Annotated in this window: 15 protein-coding genes and 1 riboswitch; of the genes, 10 read left to right on the plus strand and 5 right to left on the minus strand. The window is 38.4% G+C overall.

Translation table 11 applies throughout. The features are described 5' to 3' along the window. Positions 1-27: 27 nt before the first annotated feature. The gene (locus I215_RS15670) at positions 28-1,344 is read left to right on the plus strand and encodes an OmpA family protein (protein WP_162131557.1); all 1,317 of its coding nucleotides are present in this window, start codon (positions 28-30) and stop codon (positions 1,342-1,344) included. Between the two features lie 55 nt (positions 1,345-1,399). On the opposite strand, the gene I215_RS05370 is transcribed toward I215_RS15670, so the two are convergent. The 3 genes from I215_RS05370 to I215_RS05380 all read right to left on the minus strand — a co-directional run bounded on the left by I215_RS05370 (position 1,400) and on the right by I215_RS05380 (position 5,506). Then, positions 1,400-2,245, minus strand: a complete 846-nt coding sequence (locus I215_RS05370; protein WP_008990948.1) for a phosphatase PAP2 family protein — start codon at positions 2,243-2,245, stop codon at positions 1,400-1,402. A gap of 162 nt (positions 2,246-2,407) precedes the next feature. Beyond that, on the minus strand, positions 2,408-4,321 hold the full coding sequence (locus I215_RS05375) for a sialate O-acetylesterase (RefSeq protein ID WP_051009167.1): 1,914 nt from the start codon (positions 4,319-4,321) through the stop codon (positions 2,408-2,410). A 63-nt stretch (positions 4,322-4,384) separates the two neighbouring features. After that, positions 4,385-5,506, minus strand: coding sequence for a glycoside hydrolase family 43 protein (locus I215_RS05380; protein WP_008990950.1), 1,122 nt, complete (start codon positions 5,504-5,506; stop codon positions 4,385-4,387). 290 nt (positions 5,507-5,796) lie between these two features. Here I215_RS05380 and I215_RS05385 point away from each other — a divergent pair, with 290 nt between their 5' ends. The 7 genes from I215_RS05385 to metE all read left to right on the plus strand — a co-directional run bounded on the left by I215_RS05385 (position 5,797) and on the right by metE (position 20,953). Continuing rightward, positions 5,797-8,880 (plus strand): SusC/RagA family TonB-linked outer membrane protein, encoded by a 3,084-nt coding sequence (locus tag I215_RS05385; RefSeq protein ID WP_008990951.1) that lies wholly within the window; start codon positions 5,797-5,799, stop codon positions 8,878-8,880. Between the two features lie 14 nt (positions 8,881-8,894). Beyond that, positions 8,895-10,847, plus strand: coding sequence for a RagB/SusD family nutrient uptake outer membrane protein (locus I215_RS05390; protein WP_008990952.1), 1,953 nt, complete (start codon positions 8,895-8,897; stop codon positions 10,845-10,847). 251 nt (positions 10,848-11,098) lie between these two features. Then, entirely contained in the window at positions 11,099-12,490 is a 1,392-nt protein-coding gene (locus I215_RS05395; RefSeq protein WP_008990953.1) for a M16 family metallopeptidase, read from the plus strand. Continuing rightward, entirely contained in the window at positions 12,487-13,875 is a 1,389-nt protein-coding gene (locus tag I215_RS05400) for a M16 family metallopeptidase (RefSeq protein WP_008990954.1), read from the plus strand. Before I215_RS05395 ends, I215_RS05400 begins: the two co-directional genes overlap by 4 nt. Before the next feature lie 135 nt (positions 13,876-14,010). Next, complete coding sequence (locus I215_RS05405; RefSeq protein WP_008990955.1) at positions 14,011-14,937, plus strand: malate dehydrogenase; 927 nt, start codon at positions 14,011-14,013, stop codon at positions 14,935-14,937. Positions 14,938-15,094: 157 nt separating this feature from the next. Beyond that, entirely contained in the window at positions 15,095-18,082 is a 2,988-nt protein-coding gene (secDF, locus tag I215_RS05410; protein ID WP_008990956.1) for a protein translocase subunit SecDF, read from the plus strand. Between the two features lie 230 nt (positions 18,083-18,312). Next, a riboswitch (cobalamin riboswitch) is annotated at positions 18,313-18,498 on the plus strand. Positions 18,499-18,634: 136 nt separating this feature from the next. Beyond that, the gene (gene metE / locus I215_RS05415; protein ID WP_008990957.1) at positions 18,635-20,953 is read left to right on the plus strand and encodes a 5-methyltetrahydropteroyltriglutamate--homocysteine S-methyltransferase; all 2,319 of its coding nucleotides are present in this window, start codon (positions 18,635-18,637) and stop codon (positions 20,951-20,953) included. Positions 20,954-21,028: 75 nt separating this feature from the next. Here metE and I215_RS05420 read toward each other — a convergent pair whose 3' ends face one another. Together I215_RS05420 and lgt are read right to left on the minus strand one after the other, a co-directional pair. After that, positions 21,029-21,472, minus strand: coding sequence for a DUF192 domain-containing protein (locus tag I215_RS05420; protein WP_237738928.1), 444 nt, complete (start codon positions 21,470-21,472; stop codon positions 21,029-21,031). A gap of 44 nt (positions 21,473-21,516) precedes the next feature. Next, entirely contained in the window at positions 21,517-22,359 is an 843-nt protein-coding gene (gene lgt / locus I215_RS05425; protein ID WP_008990959.1) for a prolipoprotein diacylglyceryl transferase, read from the minus strand. Between the two features lie 225 nt (positions 22,360-22,584). Between lgt and I215_RS05430 the strand changes: the two genes are divergently transcribed. Further along, positions 22,585-24,033, plus strand: coding sequence for an MBOAT family O-acyltransferase (locus tag I215_RS05430; protein WP_008990960.1), 1,449 nt, complete (start codon positions 22,585-22,587; stop codon positions 24,031-24,033). Between the two features lie 11 nt (positions 24,034-24,044). Beyond that, positions 24,045-24,968 (plus strand): hypothetical protein (locus I215_RS05435; RefSeq protein ID WP_008990961.1); only part of this gene is annotated, 924 nt, incomplete at its 3' end.

Raw genomic sequence — 24,968 nt, forward strand, 5'->3', positions numbered from 1 at the left:
ATGGAAAGTATAAAAAAACAATATCAGATGAAAACAGCACTATTTGCAGTATTTTTTATAATTACAATGATTATTGGACAAGCTCAGGAGCTCTCAGTTTCTGTACATGGCGGAGTCTCTGGTTTATCCTATAAAAGCGATGTTGGGGAAGGTAAACAAGGATTAGGCGGCGGAATTGGACTGGAATATACACACTACTTTAGTGGTCATTGGGGTGTTTTAACAGGTGTGGAGGCCCGTTATAATAGCAATACCTTTGAGCTTGATGACAATGTGCAGTTTCTGTCCAATGAAATCGATGATAGGGGTTCAGCTTTTGAATATCGCGTGAGAACAAGTGGATATGAAGAAGATCAGAGATTTTACTCCTTCGGAATTCCAGTTATGTTACAGTATCGAGGCGCTATTTCTGATAAAACGGGTTTTTACATAGGGCTTGGAGCAAAAGTATTGCTGAGTCAAAAACTTAAGGCAGATGCTCAATCGAAAATCATGGATCTTAGGGGATATTATCCCGATTTAAATCTAGTGATCGATGATCTTCCATCTCATGGATTTGGAACCCTTAATGATTGGGAAGGGGATGCTGAGGTTTCTCTAAAAACCTCCATATTGCTAGGTTTAGAAGGTGGTTTAACCTTTAAGTTAAAAGAGAATCTGAAATTATATACAGGGATTTACGCCGATTATGGCCTCAGTGACATGCAAAAAGATAATACGGCTTCCAACATAGTAAGTTACAATCCTGAATCCATCCAAAGTGTTATCTCAAATGGCGTATTGTCCCATGAGATTATCGTGGAAAAAAGCAATTATCTCTCTGCTGGGGTGAAGTTAAAGCTAGGATTTATGCTTGCAAAAACTAAACAGGCCCCGACAAAGGAAATTATGGAACCAGAAGAAGTGGTTCAAACGAATCAACCAACCCAGATAGTAGAACAAGAGGTTGTAGTAGCGGAAGAAGTAGAACCTCAGGAACATGTGCTTTCCGATGAGCAAGTGGCCTATATTGAGCAACCTTTAGTCTTTGGTGAAATTGATAAAGCAGATGTTCCTTCATCGCTGCAAGCGCGATTGGATTCCATCGCGAAATTAGTGAATGATAATGCAGGTGTAAATATTAAAGTAACAGGGCATACTTGTGATCTTGGAAGTGAGTCCCTTAACCAGCAAGTTGGCATGAAAAGGGCAGAAGCGGTGGCCGAATATCTTAAAACTATTGGGGTGGCCAGCGACCAAATGGAACTGGAGTCCAAGGGTGAGTCTGATCCTGATTTCCCAAATACGACAGCTTTAAATAGAGGGAAAAATAGAAGAGTCACTATAGAGGTGTTAACTCAATAATTTAAAATTGGCAATGGCCTTAGAGCGGTAAAAAGTTCACGGGTCTTGTCTTTTTTTAAAAATTCACACTCACCCCTAACTGACCTGGAGAAAATTGGAGATTCCAGGTGTACTTCTTTTTATTTTGATTGTATTTTTGATCATATCGACTGTCGAGGTACTTATCGATAGCCTCGACTGTAGCAATACTGATGGCTACTCCAACAACCACATCAGTGAGCCAGTGCGCTCCTTCCCACAACCTTGAAACCCCGGGGACAAGGCCTACGGCATATAGCCCACCTTTAATCCATGGACTTTTGAATTGCTTGGCAATAGCGTAGGCATTTGAAAAGGCCAATATTGTATGTCCTGAAGGGAATGAGTGGTAGTCTTTATCGGATGAAAACGGATAAAAGCTATTGTAATTATCTCCGCTTCGAGGGCGGGCCCTACCAAAGGCATATTTACTGGCTTGTTGTAGTAATCCAGCTGCAGAGGCAGAGGCAATTAAAAGCACGCCAGTTCTTCTTAGCTTTTCGTTTTTAAGAGCTAATCCCGTGGCGTATACTCCAGCTGTTAGCATATAGTTGTTCTGTGGGCTTCCGTAGTACCATCCATAGTCACGTACCACTTGAGGAATGTCATCTGCTTGGTCTACGAAAAATTCTGAGGTCTGTTGGTCAAATAGGTATAAAATAGACGTTCCTGCTGCTACACCCCCAAACTGCATCCATTGTTTTTTCTCCCAGTGAAATGGGCGGCTGTAAGAGTATATAATTCCTCCAAAAATACTTCCTGTATCATATTTGAGCATTTGCCAACGTGTGGCATCCTTTGTGGGTATATTGCTGTACTGCGCTTGTACCCCAAATGATGTTCCAAGGAGCATGAAAACAACGGGTAATAGGAGATTTTTCATAGACTGTTGCGTTGAATATGCAAATTTAGCAATATTCCTACAATCCTATCTGTTAATTTTCGTCTGAACGACTTGAACTTAATTTGCTCAACTTAGCTTAACAAAACTGGTAGTGCAACCGATTGTGTAAAATAGCCTTTTTTCTCACTAAAACGACTGTTTTTAATCTGTTTTAAATGGACTCGCTGGAAGCCCTTCTTTATTGTAGAGATTTGCATGTTCTGGATTGTCAGCCCAAGCATATCGAACATATTTTGGATTGGTAATCTCAGGGCTCCAAACCTCAATCTTATCTCCTTTTATTTCAGCTTTGGCCCATACAAAATTCTTATCCGCCCCAGCTATGGCAAATTCTTTTAAAGCTCCGTTGGAAGTAAGGCCAGAACCTATGTGGTCAAAACTCAATACGATCTTTTGTTGATCAATTTCTTGAGATATAAATTGCGGGCCACTGTAGACGATGTCTTTGTCACCATAGGCCAGTCCTTTAGCGGCAAGAGCAAGACGATGTCCGACATCTTTTTTGTTCAAGGGGTGAATGTCGTTCCATTCACCTATATCGATTGTTACGGCCATCGCGGTGTTGTTTACCTCCAGGGTTTGAAGCTGCGCGTCTCTTAAAGCTGCCCAATTGCTCTGCGAAGGCTTTTCTTTGGCTTGCATAAAGTTTGGTAACTGAACGTATAGGAAAGGAAATTTCCCTTGATTCCAATCCTCTCTCCAGGTCTTAATTAAGGTGGTGAATAATTCTTGGTATTTTTCAGGCTTACCTGTGTCTGATTCTCCTTGATACCATAAGGCTCCTTTAATACTGTAATTCATTAAGGGGGCTATCATAGCGTTGTAAAGCCCTCCTGGTTCCCAGCGTACGAAAGTTTGTCCAGCTAAAGGGTCTGCTTTGGCGCCTTGTCGTATGCTCCATGAGCCTTTAAGATCTATTTCCTTGTTGTCAATTACGATCTTATAATCTTTTTGAGGTGTAAATCCTCCACGGCCTCTTTCGTTGATCACTTTAACAGCGATGGTATTGGCTCCTTCTTGTAGAAGATCTTTAGGAATCGTATACCTTCTAGGAGGATATTGATAGGTGGTATGGCCCACATAGCTACCATTGATAAATACCGAATCTGCGTCAACAATGGTTCCTAATAGTAGTTTTGCTTCCTTGTCTAAGGAAGTTTTAGAAACTTCAAATTCTTTTCTTAACCATACAATGCCATGCTGAAGTTCTGGGTAGGAAGTAGCCCAAAAGCCAGGCATTTGAATTTTATCCCAGTTCTCAGTGTTGAGGTCTTTACTTTCCCAATGATCTTTCTGTCCTTTGTCTTGACCGTTTACTGTTTTATACCAGTTTTGAATTCGTTTGTGGTCTGCTTGTTTAATCGAATCGATATAGTGGTCTTGTTGGAATATTTTATGTTGTTGGTAGGCCTCAGGGAACTTTCTAAGAGCCTTTTCACTCAGCCATGCATCGATGGGTGAACCTCCTAAGGCTGAGTTAATCAGTCCAATAGGAATGTCATAGGTGTTGTGGATTTCGTGTGCAAAGAAGTAGGATACGGCTGAAAATTTCAAGACCGTTTCTGGTGTTGTCTTAGTCCATTTACCACCATCAATACGCTTTAAAGGCTCCTTGAAGTTAAATGTTTTAGGGACTTCAAAATACCTGATGTTTTCGAAATTAGCGCTTTTGATCTCATTGGGATATAAAGGACTTGTTCTATCAAGGGATATTTCCATATTAGATTGTCCTGAACAGAGCCAAACATCCCCAATTAGTATGTCATCTAGTGTGATGGTGCTATCTGTACTGCGAATAACCATTTGGTATGGGCCGCCTGCCTCGATAGGAGGCAGGGTAGTAGCCCAATATCCTGTATTATCTGCTATTGCTTGATGTGTACTACTGTTGAACTGTATCTCTACGGTGTCTTGTTCAGTTGACCAACCCCAGATCTTCAGGGGAATGTCTCGTTGCAATACCATACCATCACTAATGAGTTTTGGTAATTGTAATTGACAATAAACATTGATGCTACATAGTAGTAGCAGACACTTAATCAGTAAAGGTTTCATCAAGAATATGGTTTTGCTAGGCCTTAGCCTAGCTGTTGGTTTATAGTTGGTTATTAGATATTACTATGGTTGTTCTACCATGGCATCGATGGTTTTAATGCTACCATCTGCATTATGCTCTAATGGAGCAACTTTCATGCTTCTTAGGTATGTTTTTCCACCTGAAAGAGAACTGTCATGGAAGAATAAATACCACTGACCATCGAATTCAACTATCGAATGGTGGTTTGTCCAACCCAATACTGGTTTTAGAATCACCCCTTGGTATGTGAAAGGTCCATAAGGAGAATCACCAATACCATAAGCAATATTATGCGTATCACCAGTGGAGTATGACAAATAGTATTTTCCATTGTATTTGTGAACCCAAGCAGCCTCAAAGAATCGACGATCGTTATCCCCTGTCAATAGTGGATTTCCTTCCTCATCCAAAATAAGGACATCTTTAGGTTTTTCAGCCAAAGACACCATGTCATCACTTAGTTTGGCAATTTTAGCCGTCAACGCAGGCTCGTCATCAGCTGGGTAAGTGTCGGTTCCAACATAGGTTCCATTATCCCAACGTTGAAGCTGTCCACCCCAAATACCTCCGAAGTACATATAGTAATCGTCTCCGTCTTTAAAAATTGCTGGATCAATACTATAGGTGTCCGCAATCGGTTGATCTAATGCTGTAAATGGACCATGTGGTGTTGGGCCTGTAGCTACTCCCATTCTAAAAACCTCAGAAGAATCCTTGGCTGGGAAATAAAGATAGTAGGTGCCATCTTTCTCAGCAGCGTCCGGAGCCCACATTTGTTTTTTAGCCCATTTCACATCTTCTAAGTCCAATACTTTCCCGTGGTCTTTTACCGGGGCGCCAAAGCTATCCATAGAATACACGTGGTAATCCTTCATGTTGAAATGGTTTCCCAAATCATCTTCAGGGACTCCTGAATCCCAGTCATGAGAAGGGTAGATGTATATTTTGTTCTCAAACACATGAGCAGATGGATCTGCTGTATAGTTGTCTGTAACAAGAGCTGGGTATTTCTCTTTTTGTTCACTGTCTACTGTGGCAATCTCTGTAGTGTTCTTAGAATCTTTTTTAGTGTTGGTGTTACAGCTAACACAGAAGACAGTAAATGCCAGAGCTGCAAAGTATAGGCTCGGGTGTTTTTTGTTTAATAATGTTAAATTGCTCATGAATTCGTTTTAATTTTTGGTTGTACTTTTATTGAATTATCTGCACGAATATATAAAAAAATAAAATCAATCGTTTTCTTAAATGATTTTTATTTTTATTTAACTGAATATTAAGTGGTTGTCTGTTTTGGGTTTTATGTAAACATCTTTTTATGTACTAAAATTATAAAAATTTTGCGCAACCGATTGCGTTAATCGAATATTTATGTATATTTATCCAATCAAATAAAATTTAGAATAAATCAACTAATAACGCATTAAACCAACTCATTCATTAAACATTCTACAAAATGACTAACCCATTTTTATTTAAAATTCATTATGAAAGGAGATTACTGTTTAGTTTTCTTCTGTTCATGTTCTTTGTCTTTGGTAATGTGCTTTATGCTCAAAACCAAAATGTTTCTGGTGTGGTTTCTGATCAAATGGGACCCTTGCCAGGTGTAACTGTAATTGTCTCTGGAACTAATATAGGGACTACTACAGATTTTGATGGAAAGTATTCACTTTCAAATGTGCCTTCAAATGGTGTTTTGGAGTTTAGCTATATTGGTTTTTCTGTTCAACATGTGAATGTTAACGGTCAGAATCAGATAAATGTTACCCTTGAGCAAGACACACAGCAACTTGATGAAGTTGTGGTAGTGGGGTATGGTACACAAAGGCGTGAAGCTGTTACTGGTTCTGTAGCTTCTATTAAATCAGAAGCCATTACGGAGGTGCCATCTCCAAATATTTCTCAAGCCCTACAAGGTAGAATCGCAGGGGTTGAAATGACTCAGACTTCCTCCAAGCCAGGGGCCTCAATGCAGATTCGAATTCGTGGAACACGTTCTTTGAATGCTAGCAATGATCCTTTAATAGTACTTAATGGTATACCATTTGCAGGTTCTATTGGGGATATCAATCCAAATGATATCGAAAGTATTGATATCTTAAAAGATGCTTCTTCTTCTGCTATTTACGGTTCTCGAGGTGCTAACGGGGTTATCCTTATTACCACCAAATCAGGTGTTGCAGGGCAAAAAGCTTCCTTTACTTATAATGGATACTCTGGTATCTCAACACTTTTCTCTGAATTCCCAATGATGAATGGTGAGGAATTCGTGAAACTTAGAGCAGCTGCAGGACAATATCAAAATACCCTTGATGAGTCTGATGATATTTATACAGACTGGCAAGACATGATCTTCCAAACAGGTTCCATTACCAGTCATGATGTTGGTGTTACTGGAGGAACTGAGAGTGGAAGTTACAATTTTGGTTTAGGTTATTACAAAAATGAAGGTGTTGTTCCTTTACAGGAGTATGAGCGTATTTCAATGAGAGCCAATTTTGATCAAAATATAGGATCTTTATTAAGAGTTGGGCTTACAACAAATACGAACTATGCTATTACCGATGGTAGTAGCGTGCCCGCAGTAGGAATGGCTCTTGCTCGTTCACCTATTGCAAATCCTTACAATCCAGATGGTAGTTTAAAAGAGACGATTTTAGAGCAAACCTCTGGTGCACAATGGGTGCCAACCAATGATCGTTTTTATTCCCTAGGGGATAAGTATATAAACCAAAACAGATCCTTCAGTTCTTATAACAGTTTGTTTGGGGAGTTAAAGATTCCATTTATTGATGGTTTAAAATACAGAATCAATGTAGGGCTTAATTACAGACAAAGTAATGATGGTAGTTATACAGGTGAAGGTGTTTTTAACGGAAATCCAAACAATCCATCTTCAGCATCTGTAGCCAATTCCCACACCACAAGTTGGACTGTAGAGAATGTATTGACCTACGATAAAACTTTTGCAGAGAAACACCATGTTAATGTAACGGCATTGTATTCTTCTCAAGAGGAACGTTACAACCGTTCACATATGTCTGCTCTAGATATTCCAGCAGATCATTTTCAGTTTTATAACTTAGGTCGCGCGGAAGGAGAAATTAATGTAGATCCAGGTCAACAATGGTATTCTGTATGGGGATTGATGTCTTATATGGGAAGAGTGATGTATTCATTTGATGATCGCTATATGCTCAGTGCTGCATTTCGTTCAGATGGTTCGTCTCGATTGGCTGATGGTCAAAAATGGCATTCATATCCAGCAATATCAGCTGGATGGAATATTGCAAATGAATCCTTCTTAGAGAATAGCTCAGTTATTAATCAGCTAAAGCTAAGAGCAGGATATGGACAAACAGCCAATCAAGCGATTGATCCATACAAAACATTGGGACTTCTTAATACCAGACCCTATAACTTTGGTGACCAATTCTCAACTGGATACTATGTGTCGGAATTACCTAATGAAAATTTAGGTTGGGAATATTCTGAAACTTATAACTTTGGAGTGGACTTCTCACTTTTCAATCATCGACTCTCTGGTACAGTAGAATATTATATTCAAGACACAAAAGATGTTCTACTAGGTGTAAACCTTCCTTCGACCTCTGGTGTTAATAGCTATACCGCTAACATAGGACAAACACAAAACAAAGGGGTTGAGGTTTCTTTAAACGGTTTAATAATTGACAATCCAGATGGATTTAGCTGGGAGGCTGGAATTAATGTGTACGCTAACAGAAATAAACTTGTTAAGCTTGCCTCTGGTCAGGAGCGTGATGAATCAAACTGGTGGTTTGTGGATCACCCAATTAACGTGATCTATGACTATGAAAAAGTTGGGCTTTGGCAAGAGAATGATCAGCATTTAGATATTTTAGAGCCAGGAGGTAATCCAGGGATGATCAAAGTAAAATACACAGGCGGATACAATGCTGATGGAACTCCAGAGCGTGCTATCGGGCCTGATGATAGACAAATCATGAGCTTAGAGCCAGATTTCCAAGGTGGATTTAATACACGATTCTCTTATAAGAATTTTGATCTTACAGCAGTGGGAGCCTTTAAAAGTGGAGGCGTTCTTATTAGTTCATTATACAGTTCTTCTGGGTACTTAAATACCTTAAATGGACGTGCTGGAAACAACGTAAGTGTAGATTACTGGACTCCAGAGAATACAGGAGCTAAATATCCAAAACCAGGGGGTGTTCAAAGTAGTGATAATCCAAAATACGGAAGTACATTAGGGTATTTTGATGCTTCATATCTTAAAATAAGAACCTTGTCTTTAGGGTACAATTTTGATCAAGAGTTCTTTTCTGATCTTGGACTTGAGAAGTTCAGACTTTACTTAACGGTTCAAAATCCATTAGTGATGTTCTCTCCATACCACAAAGAATCAGGAATGGATCCTGAGACCAACTCTTATGGGGATGAAAACGTAGCAGTAGGTGGACAAAGAAGGTTATTGATTATTGGAACCAACACCCCTGCGACAAGAAACTTCTTAGTAGGATTAAATCTAACATTTTAAAAAAAAATAGAAGCATGAAACGTATTTATAAAGCTAAATTTATAGGAATAGGGCTGCTGTTGTTTTTTATGGCTTCCTGTTCTAAAGATATATTAGAAGAACAGCCCAGGAGTATTTATGAACCTGGGTATTTCCAAACTGAAAACGGAGTTCTAGGTGGACTTACTGCGATGTACGCGCATTTGCGTTATATCTATGGTCAAGCCTATTATTATAACTCCTGTCTTACAGGAACTGATGAGGTGACTTATGCACAAAGTGCTGATGGGAACTTCAAAGATATGGACCTTTCAGGAGTAGGGCAATTAACTGCTGCAACCAGTAGATCTGATGTGCTTTGGGGAACTGCATTTACAAACATCAATACCGCGAGTGGAATTATCGAGAATGCGGAGGTTGTTGGAACTATTTCTGATGCCCTTATTGCAGAGGCGAGATTCTTTAGAGCCTTTGATTACTTTTTATTAGTACAAACTTTTGGTGGAGTACCATTGGATCTTGGAGCTGGGGAATTAAAGTTTAATACCTCTACTGCCAGAACTTCTATTAGAAACACTGTTCCAGAGGTATATACAAAGGCAATATTTCCTGATCTAATTACAGCAGTAAACGATCTTCCAATGGAAGGTCGTGTCACTGGAGGTGCTACCAAAACCCTAGCTAGACTTTTTCTTGCCAAGGCTTACCTCACCTATGGGTGGTGGTTAGAAAACCCAGGTAATATTCCAACTTATCCAGAGGTTGCTAGAACTGATCCTGATGGGCACGATGCACAGTGGTATTTCCAACAGGCATATGATGTTGCTATGGAAGGTATACAGAATCCAGGTCCATTTGCATTGCAGGAAACTTATTATGATGTGCATTTAGCATCTAATGATAGAAACAATGAGATTTTGCTTTACGCAGATCATACAGAGGATAGTGAACTCTATAACGGAGGAAGCTTAACCTATGGTAGCGGTGGGGCTCCTGATAACTTCGCAGTATGGATGATGACTTGGAACTATACCAACTTAAAAAGTTCTTTGGATCCAGCTTGGACGAGTGAAGCGAGCTCGGTTCAAAGAGAAGCGGCTCAAGCATATGGTCGTCCATGGACGCGTATGTGTCCAACCATCAATGTGATAGAGGAAACCTTTGCTGACAAAGTGGATGATTCAAGATATGACGGAACCTTTGTGACTACCTTTAGAGCGAATTGGCCTAAGGGTGGATCAGATGCCGAAGTGATGTATGGTGCGAACTCATTGCCTATTTATCCTGGAGATGCAGTTTTGACATTTTTAGATGAAGAACCTGCAGGTACGATTGATTATTCAAACTCCCAATACAATAGTGGTATTGGGGCTGGTGTATTGCCAGGGCGTGCGGATTTTGTAATCTCTCCTAGAGGAATCAGTAGATTTACCTATCCTGGATTATGGAAATTGGGTACATATAGAACAGATAATGGTGATGGTTTAGGCTCACCAAATGCTGGTAGTACAAGACCATTTAACATCGCAAAATTTTCGGAATTATATTTCATTGCAGCAGAAGCAGCTGTTAAAGGAGCCTCTACTTCAGGTCAAAGTGCAAGAGATTTAATAAATGTCATTAGAGCCAGAGCTGGTAAATGGCGTTGGGATAACAACGGTGATGAAGTAAAAATCGAGGATCACAGTGCGCAAATGGTTAGTGAGACTCCTGGAACCATTACCATCGATTATTTGCTGGCAGAACGCTCTCGTGAGTACTATGGAGAAGGCTACCGTTGGTTTGATTTAGTGAGAACCCAGAAATGGCAAGAACTAGCGAGTAGTTATGAAATCGCTGGTCCAGAACTTGGAAATCACACCGCTGAGACTTTCACGCGTACCATTGAAGATTATCATTACCTGCGTCCTATCCCACAAGGTCAGCTTGAGGGGATGGAAATGACAGAATCTGAGAAAGAAGCGTATCAGAATCCTGGATATAGATAGAATGTAGCTTAGATAAGATTGAAAGAGAAAAACAGTAGACTGTTTTTTAATGTTAGTTTGCTTAAGAGAGGGTATTGTGCTTACCCTCTCTTATATTTTATAACCCCCTGTGATTTCTTATAATATTTGTCGTTTTGGGATGATTTTGAGAATGTTACTCATCGAATTAGTTGTAGTATTTTAGTTGCTAAGTGGTAGGTTTTTGTATTTTAGTTGGAACTATCAACGATAAACGCTAAAAACAAATTCTCATGAAACTACAACTATTGTTGCTTCTGTGTCTGTTTTTTCTCTCTTGTGATGAGCAGAAATCAAGTGCAGAGGAGAAGGATTCTACAAGTGCATACTCGGTGCCTGTGGAGTACTTTAAACTTGACAATGGGCTTAAGGTTATCCTTTCTAAGGATGATACTGCCCCAACGGCTATTGTAGCAGTGTACTACAATATCGGCTTTAGAATAGAGCCGAAAGATCGAACTGGTTTTGCTCATTTATTTGAACACATGATGTTTCAAGGTTCCGAAAATCTCCGGAAAATGGAATTTATCAATCTAGTTCAAAAGAATGGTGGTATTTTAAATGGATCCACTCGTTTTGATTTTACCAATTATTTTGAGATTGTCCCAGCTCATAAATTAGAAACCATGCTTTGGGCTGAAGCTGACCGCATGAGAGGATTAGATATCACTCAGGAAAATCTAACCAACCAACAAGGGGTGGTGAAAAATGAAGTAAAAGTCAACGTGCTTAATCAGCCATATGGTGGTTTTCCATGGCTAGATATGCCACAATATGCCAATGAGAATTGGTACAATGCTCATAATTTCTATGGAGATTTAAAGGATTTGGATTCTGCAAATCTGGAAGATGTGGCAGATTTCTTTAAAACCTATTACGCCCCTAACAATGCCGCTTTAGCGGTTGTAGGCGATTTCTCCGCTGAAGAGGTGAAGGGATGGATTCAAAAATATTTTGGCGATATACCTTCGGCAGAACTTCCCGCGACTCCTGATATTTCAGAGCCGAAGCAAACAGAAGAAAAGTTTTTCATCAAAGACGATTCCTTAGCTAATAAACCTGCCATTGCAGTGGCCTATAAAATGCCAAAGAGAAATACACCTGAGTATTACGCGATGGGTCTTTTAGATCAAATTTTGGTTCAAGGCGATAATTCATTGCTTCGACAAAAGCTTGTCAATGAAAATGGTTATACATCCAATGTGAGTGGCGGCATAAACTACTTAGGAAATATGTTTAATTATAAAGGGCCTATGCTTTGGATGTTTAATCTGACTTATGATAATGACACTTCAAAGGATCAAGTGATGGCTGCAGTGGATTCCGTACTTAACAATTTAAAATCAAAGGTTACAAAGGAAAGTGTAGCTGGGGCACTAGTAAAGATGAGGTCGAGTTTATATGATGAACTAGGAGGATCCTTCGGACTAGGAAGAGCAGATTTGCTCTGTAGTTTTGCTTTATTTGATGATGACCCCGGGAGAATCAATACTTTGGAGCAGGAGTTTAAAAAAGTCACTCCTGAACTGATCCACGCTACTATTGATTCTTATCTCAGACCAACTAATAGAACGGTACTAGTGGTAAATCCTTTATTAGATAATTCTAAAACAAGCAAAAGATGAAAACAGCACACTTATATCTATTGATGCTTTGTTTTGTGTGGAGTCTTTCTGCGCAAGAGAAACAACTTCCACCTGAGGGTGGGGAGCCTCGAGCTTTTACTTTGCCTGAAAAACAAGTAGTACAGCTCGATAATGGATTGGAGCTTGTCATGGTGCCTTATGGGGCTATTCCTAAAGCTACTATTAGTATTCAGGTTAAAACGGGTAATATTAACGAGACCAAGGATCAAGTATGGCTATCTGATTTGATGGCTGATTTGATGGAACAGGGTAGCCGCTCTATGGATGCTAAAGTACTTTCTGACACCATGGCTTCCATGGGAGGAAATTTAAATGTTTCTGTCAGTCCGCATGTTACCTCTTTAAGTTCCAGTGTACTGTCAGAATTCACCACTTCAGCATTGGAAGTGATGGCTGAGGTATTGCGGTATCCCAAATGGCCAGAAGCAGAACTTGATCGCTTGAAAAACGATATGAAAAGAAACTTGGCAATAAGTCTTTCTAGACCTAGTTCACAAGCCAATGCAGCATTTTTTGATAAACTCTATAAGGATCACCCGTATGGGAATTTTTATCCCACAGATACGATGATTTCTTCGTACACCATGAAGGATGTTACTGAGTTTTACAATGATAATTTTGGTGCTAAAAGAACGGTGGTTTATGTAGTGGGTAAATTTGATCCTGCCCAAGTGGAGCAAGCAGTTCGTGCAGGTTTTGATTCTTGGCAAGTTGGTCCAGATGTAAATTATCCTACCACAGAACCACAAACACAACAGCTCGTACAGATAATTGATCGACCTAATGCACCACAATCAACTATTATTTATGGGTTGCCGACCATTGATCCTTCCAATGATGATTTCTTAGCCTTAGATATCACCAATTCGCTTCTCGGGGGGTCGTTCGGGTCTCGAATCACCAGTAATATACGCGAAGACAAAGGTTATACTTATTCGCCGTATAGTAATTTGAAAAGTAATTATAAATCTGGGGTATGGTATGAATCGGCAGATGTTACCTCTGAGTATACGGGCGCATCACTTCAGGAGATTAAAAAAGAAATTATCAAACTTCAAGATTCGGTGCCTAGTGGCGAAGAACTCAAAGGAATTAAAAATTATGAAGCTGGGGTATTTGTATTGCAGAATTCCTCGCCTGCAGGTATAATAGGTCAATTGAGTTTCTTGGATTTACATGGACTTCCAGAGTCTTGGCTGGAGAATAAGGTGGATAACATTATGTCAATTACTCCAGAGCAGGTTAGCGAAATGACTAAGAAATATATCAGGCCTGAGGATATGACTTTGATTATTGTCGGAGATAAGGAAAAAGTGAAAATGCAAGTCAAAGAAACCTTTTTAAATAATGTTATAATAGATTGATTTAGAATTCACTTTTTTAACCTAAGAAGTTAAAACTTCAATTTATTTTATAAAAATTCAAAGCTACTGATTGTGTTAAAATTAGTAGCTTTGTGTTTTTAACATACAACGTTTAAATATAAATCTTTAAAAAATATGAAAGTTACAGTTGTTGGTGCGGGATCGGTAGGTGCGAGCTGCGCCGAGTACATTGCTATTAAAGACTTTGCATCTGAGGTAGTTTTATTGGATATCAAAGAAGGATATGCAGAAGGAAAAGCCATGGACTTGATGCAAACAGCCTCTTTAAATGGTTTTGATACCAAAATTACGGGAGTTACTGGAGATTATTCCAAAACAGCCGATACGGATGTTGCCGTGATCACTAGTGGTATTCCACGTAAACCAGGGATGACACGTGAGGAGCTTATTGGAATTAATGCAGGAATTGTTAAGGATGTATCTGATAATTTAATAAAGCATTCTCCAAATGTGATTATTATAGTGGTGAGTAATCCAATGGATACCATGACATATTTGGTGCATAAAACAACTGGACTTGCAAAAAATAAAATTATTGGAATGGGTGGTGCTTTAGATAGCGCTCGTTTTAAATACAGATTAGCAGAAGCTTTAGAGGCTCCTATCTCTGATGTTGACGGAATGGTTATCGGTGGTCACAGCGACACTGGAATGATTCCATTAACAAGATTGGCTACTCGTAACAGCCTTCCAGTTCATAAAATTCTCTCCGAAGAACGTCTTACTCAAGTGAGTGAAGAGACTAAAGTTGGTGGGGCTACACTTACTAAATTACTAGGGACATCTGCATGGTATGCACCAGGAGCAGCGGTATCTGGCTTAGTTCAAGCTATTGCTTGTGATCAAAAGAAAATGTTCCCATGTTCTGCACTTTTAGAAGGAGAGTATGGAATGTCTGATATCAGTATAGGGGTGCCGGTTATACTTGGTAAAAACGGAATTGAGAGCATTGTTGAGATTGAATTAACAGAGGCTGAAAAAGCTAAAATGGAAGAAAGTGCTGCGGGTGTACGTAAAACAAACGGCCTGTTAGAATTATAAAACTTACCACTCCATTGTCAATTTAATAAAATATCCTGCGAAGATTACTCTTTCGTGGGATTTTTTATGACTTAAATCTTGGAAAAAATAATTGTCAGTTCATATCGTAAACGCTATATTTGTCCGTTTTTATAATTGACCATTAAAATAAATCAGAATGCAGAATAAAGGACTTGTTAGGCTATTTGCTGTTTTGTTCGCTCTTGTAAGTATTTATCAGTTGTCATTTACCTTTGTTGCAAGCAAGGTAGAAGCAGATGCAGAGGAGTATGCTTACAATAAAATCTCAGATCAAGAAGAGGACTACGTAGCGAAGCGTGAGAAGGTGGAATCTAGATACTTAGATTCACTTCAAAATGAAAAGGTATTTGATCTTGGATTTACAGACTTCACATTGAAGGAAGTAAAAGAGAAAGAACTCAACAAAGGTTTAGACCTTAAAGGGGGGATCAACGTAACCCTCCAGGTATCGGTTAAGGATATATTGAAAGGATTAGCAAATGACTCTAAAGATCCAATCTTCAATAAAGCCTTGGATCAAGCTGATGAAGCTTCGAAAAATAGCCAAGATGACTATGTTGATTTATTCTTCCAAGAATTTACAAAATTAAGTGGTGGTACAACCAAGTTGGCTTCACCGGATATTTTTGCTAATAAAGTATTGAGCGAGGATATTAATTTCCAAATGACCGATGCACAGGTACAACCTGTTTTGCGTAGAAAAATTGACGAGTCTATTACTTCAGCCTTTGAAGTATTACGTCAACGTATCGATAAGTTTGGGGTTACCTCTCCTAATATCCAGAGACTTGGAACTTCAGGGCGTATTCTAGTTGAATTACCTGGGGCTAAGGATGTGGATCGAGTAAAAAGTCTTCTACAGAGTACTGCGCAGTTAGAGTTCTGGGAAACCTACAAAGCAGAAGATGTAAATTCTTTTATGATTGCTGCTAACAATAGGCTAATTGATATTCTAGAGGTAAACGATACTACAACAACTCAGGAAGATGATGAAGAAGCTTCTGAGATCGACTCTTTGCTTTCTGATGCTGTTAAAGATTCTGCTGATGTAGCTACCCAAGTTAATCCATTGTATGACCTTATGGTTAGCGGTGGAATGCAAGGTTCTCCAATTATAGCAAGAGTTGCTATTAAGGATACGGCAAAATTCAATGAATATATTAGTATGCCTGAGATTCGTCAGTTATTACCAGCGAATCTGCAGTATGTTGAATTTGGATGGGGTATTGCTCCTAAGGATTCACAAGTTTTAGATTTATATGCCCTTAAAGGGAACCGTGAGAGTCAACCTAATATGAGTGGTGATGTGATTACGGATGCACAGCAGACCTATGATATGGCTGGTAGACCAGCAGTATCTATGCAAATGGATAATCGTGGTGCTAAAATATGGGAAGAACTTACTGGAAAAGCATTTAGAGAGGGTGGTAATATTGCAATCGTTCTTGATAATGTTGTATACTCAGCACCTGGTGTTTCTAAAGGTGCTATTAGTGGTGGTAATTCTGAAATTTCAGGAGACTTTACCCTCAATGAAGCAAATGACTTAGCGAACGTTTTAAGAGCAGGTAAATTACCCGCTTCAGCGGATATTATTCAATCTGCTGTTGTTGGACCCTCATTAGGACAAGAGGCTATTGATAGTGGAATGTTCTCATTCTTAGTAGCCGCTTTTCTGGTACTTGTTTGGATGATAACTTACTATGGAAGAGCGGGATTATATGCGGATGTAGCATTAGTGCTTAACATTGTATTGATCTTCGGAATTCTCGCTGGACTAGGCTTTGTTTTAACCCTTCCTGGTATTGCTGGTATTGTACTTACAATTGGTATGTCAGTGGATGCAAACGTGATTATATTTGAACGTATAAAAGAGGAATTACGTGCAGGGAAAGGGCAAATTCAAGCGATCACTGATGGTTTTGCAAATGCATTATCCTCAATTCTTGATGCAAATATTACCACGGGATTAACTGCTATTGTTCTTTTGATGTTCGGTTCAGGACCAATTCAAGGATTTGCAACAACTCTTATAATTGGTATCCTTACTTCTTTGTTTACGGCAATATTTATTACTCGACTAATGTTAGAGGGTGATCTTGCAAAAAATAAAAGGAATTTCACCTTTACCACATTTATCACAGATAAATTACCTAAAAACCGTAATATTGATTTCTTAGGTAAGCGTAAGATAGCATATATTATATCAGGAGTACTTGTCCTTATAAGTATTGTTAGTTTGACAACTAAAGGACTTGAGGGTGGTATTGATTTTGTAGGTGGTCGTTCTTATCAAGTTCGATTTGTTGACCCTGTGAATCCTACTCAAATTGGCGAGGAATTGAGTGCAGTTTTAGGAAGCACAGAGGTGAAAACCTTTGGAGATGCCAATCAGGTTAAAATTACCACTAAATATAAAGTTGATGTTGAGGGTAGCGAGGTAGATGATGAAATACAAAATTTGTTATATGATAATTTGGTGAAGTACTACCCAGAAAACTTCACGTATAACGATTTCACTCTTGGAGCAAATTCTTCTCAAATAGGTATTTTACAAGCCGTAAAAGTTGGACCTACTATTGCAGATGATATAAAAAAAGATGCGCTTTGGGCTGTACTAGGTTCTCTAGTTGTTATATTCTTATTTATTTTACTTAGATTCCGTAAATGGCAGTTCTCCTTAGGAGCAGTAGCTTCCCTTACTCATGATGTGATTATCGTTCTTGGAGTCTTCTCACTCACATCACACTTAATGCCTTTTAGCATGGAGGTAGATCAGTCCTTTATTGCAGCTATCCTAACTGTGGTTGGTTATTCTATTAACGATACGGTTATTATATTTGATAGGATTCGTGAAGAAACTCAAAAACGTGGTTGGAGAGGTGTGGCTATTGTAAATAGCGCTTTAAATAGTACAATTAATAGAACATTGAATACTTCATTAACTACTTTGGTAGTGCTTATTTCCATCTTTATATTTGGAGGTGAGTCATTACGTGGATTTATGTTTGCGATGATTGTAGGTATTACAGTAGGGACATTCTCATCTTTAATGATAGCAACTCCTATTATGTTTGATACCACTAAGGATAAGGGTGAACAAGACAAAGCTTTAGATGCTTAATTAAAAGCAACTAGTGTCATAAAAAAAGAACTGTCAGTGAGGCAGTTCTTTTTTTATGATCTAACTCCAAGTAACATCTTTCTTTTGAAAGGTACTATTTGATGGGTGTCGCTGTATGTAATTCTCAGTAGCTTAACAAATATTCAAGTTGTACCGACTTTAATATCACTTTTTAATCTTTTTAGCGTAGAATTAATACGTAACTTTGCATCTTTAAAAATGTTCTTTACATAGGAATCAGTCTAGGACGGTTTGGGTAATACCAACTAAGAGGGAATTGTGTGAAAATCACAAGCTGTCGCGCAACTGTAAGTAACCATTTAAAGTTTTTACAATTAAATCCACTGTTTTAATCGATGGGAAGGAAGTAAAAATGTTACAAGCCAGGAGACCTACCACTACTAAAATGATAATGCTTTCGCGAATTTGAAGCTGTATCAGATACTGATGAACTTTTCCTTTTTAAAGGGGAGGTATCATTGGTCAAAGTTTTAAATCAGCAGAGCCTCTAGGTCTTGAACGTTCTTTGTTTAACTGATTTAATTCATAAAAATGATTACACACAATCTGGGGTATCCGCGTATTGGTACCAAAAGAGCGCTCAAGTTTGCGCTAGAAGATTATTGGTCTGGTAAAATTACCCAAGACACACTTCTTTTAAAGGCTAAGCAGCTTCGAAAAGAGCACTGGCTAGTTCAACAAAACAACGGAATTGAGATTATTCCTACCAATGATTTTTCTTTCTATGACCAAGTACTGGATCTTAGTTTTACCTTAGGAGCTATAGCTCCACGGTACATGGAAAGCTTTAATATTCCAGATCGGAGTTTAGATCTTTACTTTGCAATGGCTAGAGGGCAGCAGAGAGAAGGAGCTGATGTTATTGCCATGGAGATGACCAAGTGGTTCGATACGAATTATCATTATATCGTACCCGAATTTTATAAAGATCAGGTTTTTGATCTCAATACTGATAAAATTCTTAATGAACTCCAAGAGGCAATAGAACTTGGTATTACACCTAAACCTGTATTAATTGGTCCTATATCTTATTTGCTTTTAGGGAAGGAGAAAGAACCAGGTTTTGATCGACTGGATTTACTTGAAAAACTCCTGCCAATCTATATTGAGCTGTTGCAACAAATTAAAGAAAATGGCGCAAATTGGATTCAGATCGATGAACCATTTTTGGTAATGGATATTGCTAAAGATATGCAAGATCAATATACTGTCGTATTTGATAGGATAGCAAAAGAGGTTCCAGAATTGAAAGTGATTTTAGCGACTTATTTTGGTGACTTGGGTCATTGCAGTTCTTGGGTTACAAAACTTCCTGTACATGCACTGCATGTTGATTTGGTACGTGGAAGAGATAGCTATAGTACGGTGTTAGAATCACTGGATCCGAATATAAGTCTTTCCCTAGGGATTGTTGATGGGCGTAACATATGGAAGAATGATTATAAGGTTTCTCTAAAACTTATACAAAAGGCAATAGGCGTTTTGGGAGCCTCTAGGGTGATGCTAGCACCTTCTTGTTCGCTTTTACATGTGCCCTTTGATTTAGATCAGGAGAAGGAAACTGAAAGTCTGCCAAGTGAAGTTAAAAGCTGGATGGCCTTTGCAAAACAAAAACTAAAAGAAATTGTTCACCTTAGTGAATTGGCTGTCGACTCTCTCGGGAATGTGAGTGTTTTGGAACAAAATATGAAAGTGCACCGGGATAAACTACATTCCGATTTAATTCACAACAGGCAGGTGAAATTAGCTGTGAGTGACCTAGAGGATTCTGACGCCGTTCGTAAGAGTGAATTTAAAGCCAGGCAATCGCTTCAAAAGCAGCACCTAAGGCTTCCTATCTTCCCTACGACCACCATTGGGTCTTTTCCTCAAACTTCTCAGATCAGAGCCTTACGTTCTAAGCTAAGAAACACAAGGATTGATCAAGGTGAATATGATTCACAAATCGCTCAAGTTATTAAAGAGACTATTTTATGGCAGCAGCAAATTGGGTTAGATGTTTTAGTTCATGGGGAATTTGAACGCAATGACATGGTAGAATACTTTGGAGAGCAATTGGAAGGATTTGCTTTTACTAATTTTGGATGGGTTCAAAGCTATGGCTCTAGGGCAGTTAAGCCTCCTATAATTTATGGAGATGTATTCAGACCACATCCAATGACTGTGAAATGGACCTCTTATGCCCAAGGCCTTACAGATCTTCCAGTAAAAGGTATGTTAACAGGCCCTGTAACCATCTTACAGTGGTCATTTGTACGCAATGACCAGCCACGAGAAACCACTGCGAATCAAATAGCACTTGCTATTAGTGAAGAGGTGAAAGATCTAGAAAAAGCGGGGATTCAGATAATTCAAATTGATGAGCCTGCTATTCGCGAAGGACTTCCTCTAAAGCGTGGTGATTGGGATACCTATCTCAATTGGGCTATCAAAGCTTTTAGAATTAGCGCATCCAAGGTGCAGGACACCACCCAAATCCATACTCATATGTGTTACTCGGAGTTCAATGATATTATTAAGCATATAGCTGCAATGGATGCTGATGTAATTACCATAGAAACTTCTCGTTCTCATATGGAATTGCTCGACGCCTTTGTGGATTTTAAATATCCCAATGAGATTGGTCCAGGAGTGTATGACATTCACTCTCCTAGGGTGCCCTCTGAAAAGGAAATGACAGCCTTATTAGAAAAAGCCGCTTGTTTGATTCCAATGGAAAACCTATGGGTGAACCCTGATTGTGGTTTAAAAACAAGAGGTTGGATTGAGACCAAAGATGCTTTACTTAAAATGGTTAGTGCTGCTAAAGCACTACGCAGGAAGTATCAGGGTGACCTAGTTTCAGAATAATTATTTCAACTAAATTAAGGAGCTGTAGGTTATTTACAGCTCCTTAATTTAAGCTTACTATTGTGTAATTAAGTCTTATTCTTGAGTGAATTCAATGCGGTCTCCACTTTGAAGTTTCCACATTTCAATCATTCCGGCGTTAAGTTCTAAAACATATTGGGCTGGCCCTTGGGATCGTAATGATTCCTCGGACATTGGTGCGGCGTTTTCGATGCTATTGATAATCCTATTATTACTGTCGATAAATAAGATGTCTAATGGAATGCTGGTGTTTTTCATGAAGAAGGAACGCGGCTGCTCATCTTCGAAAATAAAAAGCATCCCTTGATTGTTCTCCATAGAGGTTCTATACATAAGGCCAGTTTGACGTTCATATTCATTATCAGCAATCTCGATATCAATATTTCCTATCTTAAGTGAATCACCTTTATAGATGCTTAATTCACCTTCCTTTTTAAAACTTAATTCTGTAGTCTTAATTTCTTTCTTTGTTTGGGTTTCACAGCTAACTAAAGCCATACAAAAAAGAATGATTAGGACTAAAGTTCTGATTATAAAATTGATCATGTTGTTTTAGATGATGTTGATGAATGTGGTTTTGGTCTAAACATAAAGTAGATTCCGATGATTATAAATGGAATACTGAGCCACTGACCAGTGGAGAGTAATCCAAGTTCACTTTCGAACCCTCCTTGTGATTTTTTATAAAATTCTGCAATAAATCGAACCGTCCATAGAAGCACTAAGAAAAGTCCGAATATATACCCTGATTTATTTTTCTTGTCAGTTTTCCAGTAAAAATACCATAGGATCAGAAAAACAATTATGTATCCAACTGCTTCATATAGTTGCGCTGGATGTCTTGGGAAAGACTCACCTAATTGCGCAAAGACTACTCCGTAATCTGAATTGGTTGGTTTACCAATGATTTCTGAATTAAAGAAGTTGCCGATTCTGACAAATACCCCACCTATGGCCACAGGGATTACAATTCTATCTAAAATCCAGAGTATCGGTTTTTTGATGACTTTCTTGCTGTAATAATACATGGCAATGATGATTCCGATCGCTGCTCCATGACTCGCTAATCCTCTAAATCCAGTAAACTCAAAATTTGGAGTAAATTGAAAAGGTAGAATGATACTTAATGGATCGGTGATAAACACACTTGGCTCGTAGAATAGGAAATGGCCTAATCGCGCTCCTATTAAAGTCGCTAGTACGGTATATATAAATAGAGAATCTAGTGCCTCCTCTGTTTGATTTTCATTTTTGTAAATCTTTTTCATGATAAACCATCCTAATGAAAAAGCAATTACAAACATCAAGCTGTAGTAGCGTAGTTGGAAAAATCCTAGGTCAAGTAACACTTGATTTGGATCCCATGTAAAACTCAATAAATGCATCTGTTTTATTTTAATACTTGGTAAATATAATCATAAAGTTTCTTGTGACCTTGTAGAGATTAAATAAACTTAAAAGCGAACATGGATTAGGTTGTAGAAGAATCTCATAAGGGGATGCCAAGGTGATTTTTGTGGTTCAGTTCAACAAATTTTTAGGTGTTTAGTCGTTTGGTTTGAAATTAATATTCATAACAATAGTAGATTTAAATATAAACCTAAAACCTAATGCTGTTTAATTCATTCGATTTTCTATTTTTCTTTCCAATTGCAGTATTCGTCTTTTATTTTTTAAAACACAAGTACCGATGGATTTGGCTATTGCTCTGTAGTTATTTTTTCTATATGTATTTGGAACCAATGCTGCTACTATTGTTATGGACCTCGACACTTATAGATTATTTCTGTGGTCTTAAAATGGAGAAATACAGTGATCAAAAAATTAGAAAGCGATTTTTAATTTTGAGTATTGTTGCCAATCTGGGGCTGTTATTCTTTTTTAAATATTTTATCTTTTTCACAGAAAATGCAGTTGAAGTTTTGAGCTTCTTTGGAATTCAAATGGAAGCAACCGCAGGCGAGCATTCTGACTACGTTAAAATACTTCTGCCCATTGGTATTAGCTTTTATACCTTCCAAACGATGAGTTATAGTATCGATGTGTATAGGAAGGAGATACCAGCGGAACGTCATCTTGGTAAGTATGCATTGTTTGTTTCCTTTTTTCCTCAGCTTGTTGCAGGACCAATAGAGCGGAGCAAAAGATTACTTCCGCAATTTAGTAAAGTGATCCATTTTGATACTAATCGCATAAAAAAAGGACTGATCATGATGGCATGGGGTTTCTTTTTAAAGCTTGTGTTGGCCGACCGATTAGGGGTATATGTGGATGATATACATTATAATGTTGCCGATTATAAAGGTTTGCCACTACTTTTGGGGAGTTACTTCTTTATATTTCAGATTTATTATGATTTTTCTGCCTATTGTACTATAGCAATTGGAGCGGCTCAGGTCATGGGATATGATTTGATGCAGAACTTTAATCGCCCATTTTATTTAAACTCCATTGCTGACTTCTGGAGAAAATGGCATATTTCCCTTATGAAGTGGTTTCGAGACTACCTCTATATACCCTTAGTTCGAAAGTATAAGTTCTCTAAGGTTTCTGCTATGATGGTAGTTTTTTTCTTTAATGGTTTATGGCATGGAGCAAGTTGGACCTTTGTGGTTTGGGGGGTACTTTGCGGGGTGTTGTTAATTGCTGACAATAAAACCATCCCTATTAGAAGAAAGATATTAAGCACTTTAGGTTTAAGTTATAAAATGAAAATTATCAAGGTTCTTAACGGAGCTATGTTATTTACTCTTATAGGTATTGTTACGGTGTTTTTTAGATCACCAAATATCGGTCAGGCTGGAATTTACTTAAATAATATGTTCTCACGCTCCTCGACTGCCTTTAACGTATATCACGATTGGTTTGAGTTCTACCTGAGTTTATTTCTAATTGTTGTTGTTCAAATCATTCACTTTTATAAAGGGAACGATCGTGTGTATGAACTTGTTTGGAATAGACCGCGTTGGATGCGATGGATCATATACCTTTTATTCATTGTGGTAATGGTACTCTTTAGTGTGAATCGCCAAAACAACTTTATTTATTTTCAATTTTAAGACCTTTTACAATGAAAGAAATATTATGGAAGATATCGATTTTAACTCTTTTTCTCATCGGGTCCTATTACTTTTTTATGGGGGAGTTGGCGCGTGGACAAGTAAATGATAATTATTCGAAATTTACCCATCAATCTCCCAGTTTGATAATTGGTTTATCACGAGCCCATAACGGAATCTCACCGAAGGTACTCGATAGTGCCCTATCGGAAGTTCCATATCAAAGAGGGTTTTTGAATTTTGCCTTTGAAAAATCCCAATCGCCCTATGGCAAAGTGTATTTAGAGGCTGTCAAAAAGAAAATACCTGAGAAGACCAAACAAGGAATTTTTATCCTGAGTGTTTGCCCAGGATCTTTTATGACACCAATTCAACTTACCACCGAACAAGAGATTGAAGATCTAGATAAAAAATCTTTGGTTGGAAAAATTAATCAGCTCAATAAAGACCCGAACTATGAGTACATCCGAAAAGGATACGGAGGTTCCCTGTATAAAGCCTTGATTCCTCATAATGCGAAAATCACTACTGTATTCCACAATGATGGTTGGGAAGAGTTTAGGCTGTCTGCTCAGGGGTATAGGGTTTCTAATGAGGATATGGCTCACTGGACGTCTCAAACTATCAGAGGGTATAGAGGCATGATGAAGACTAACCCAGAGGTCGTTTCTACCCATAGAATGGAGAGTTTTAAATCACTTATTTCATATTTAAAAAACCACGGACAAGTTTTTGTAGTGCGAATGCCATTAGATCCTCTAGTACTAGGTATGGAAAATCAGTGGTGGAAAGAATTCAATACAGAAATGACCCTTATTAGCGCCTCTTTTGATGTGCCTTATTTTAATTTCTCTGATGCAAGTCAATACAAAACCTATGATGGATCTCACCTAAGCTCTTCCTATGCTAAAGATTTTAGTACACGGTTGGCCAAT

The sequence above is a fragment of the Galbibacter marinus genome, assembly GCF_000300875.1.
GTDB lineage: Bacteria > Bacteroidota > Bacteroidia > Flavobacteriales > Flavobacteriaceae > Galbibacter > Galbibacter marinus.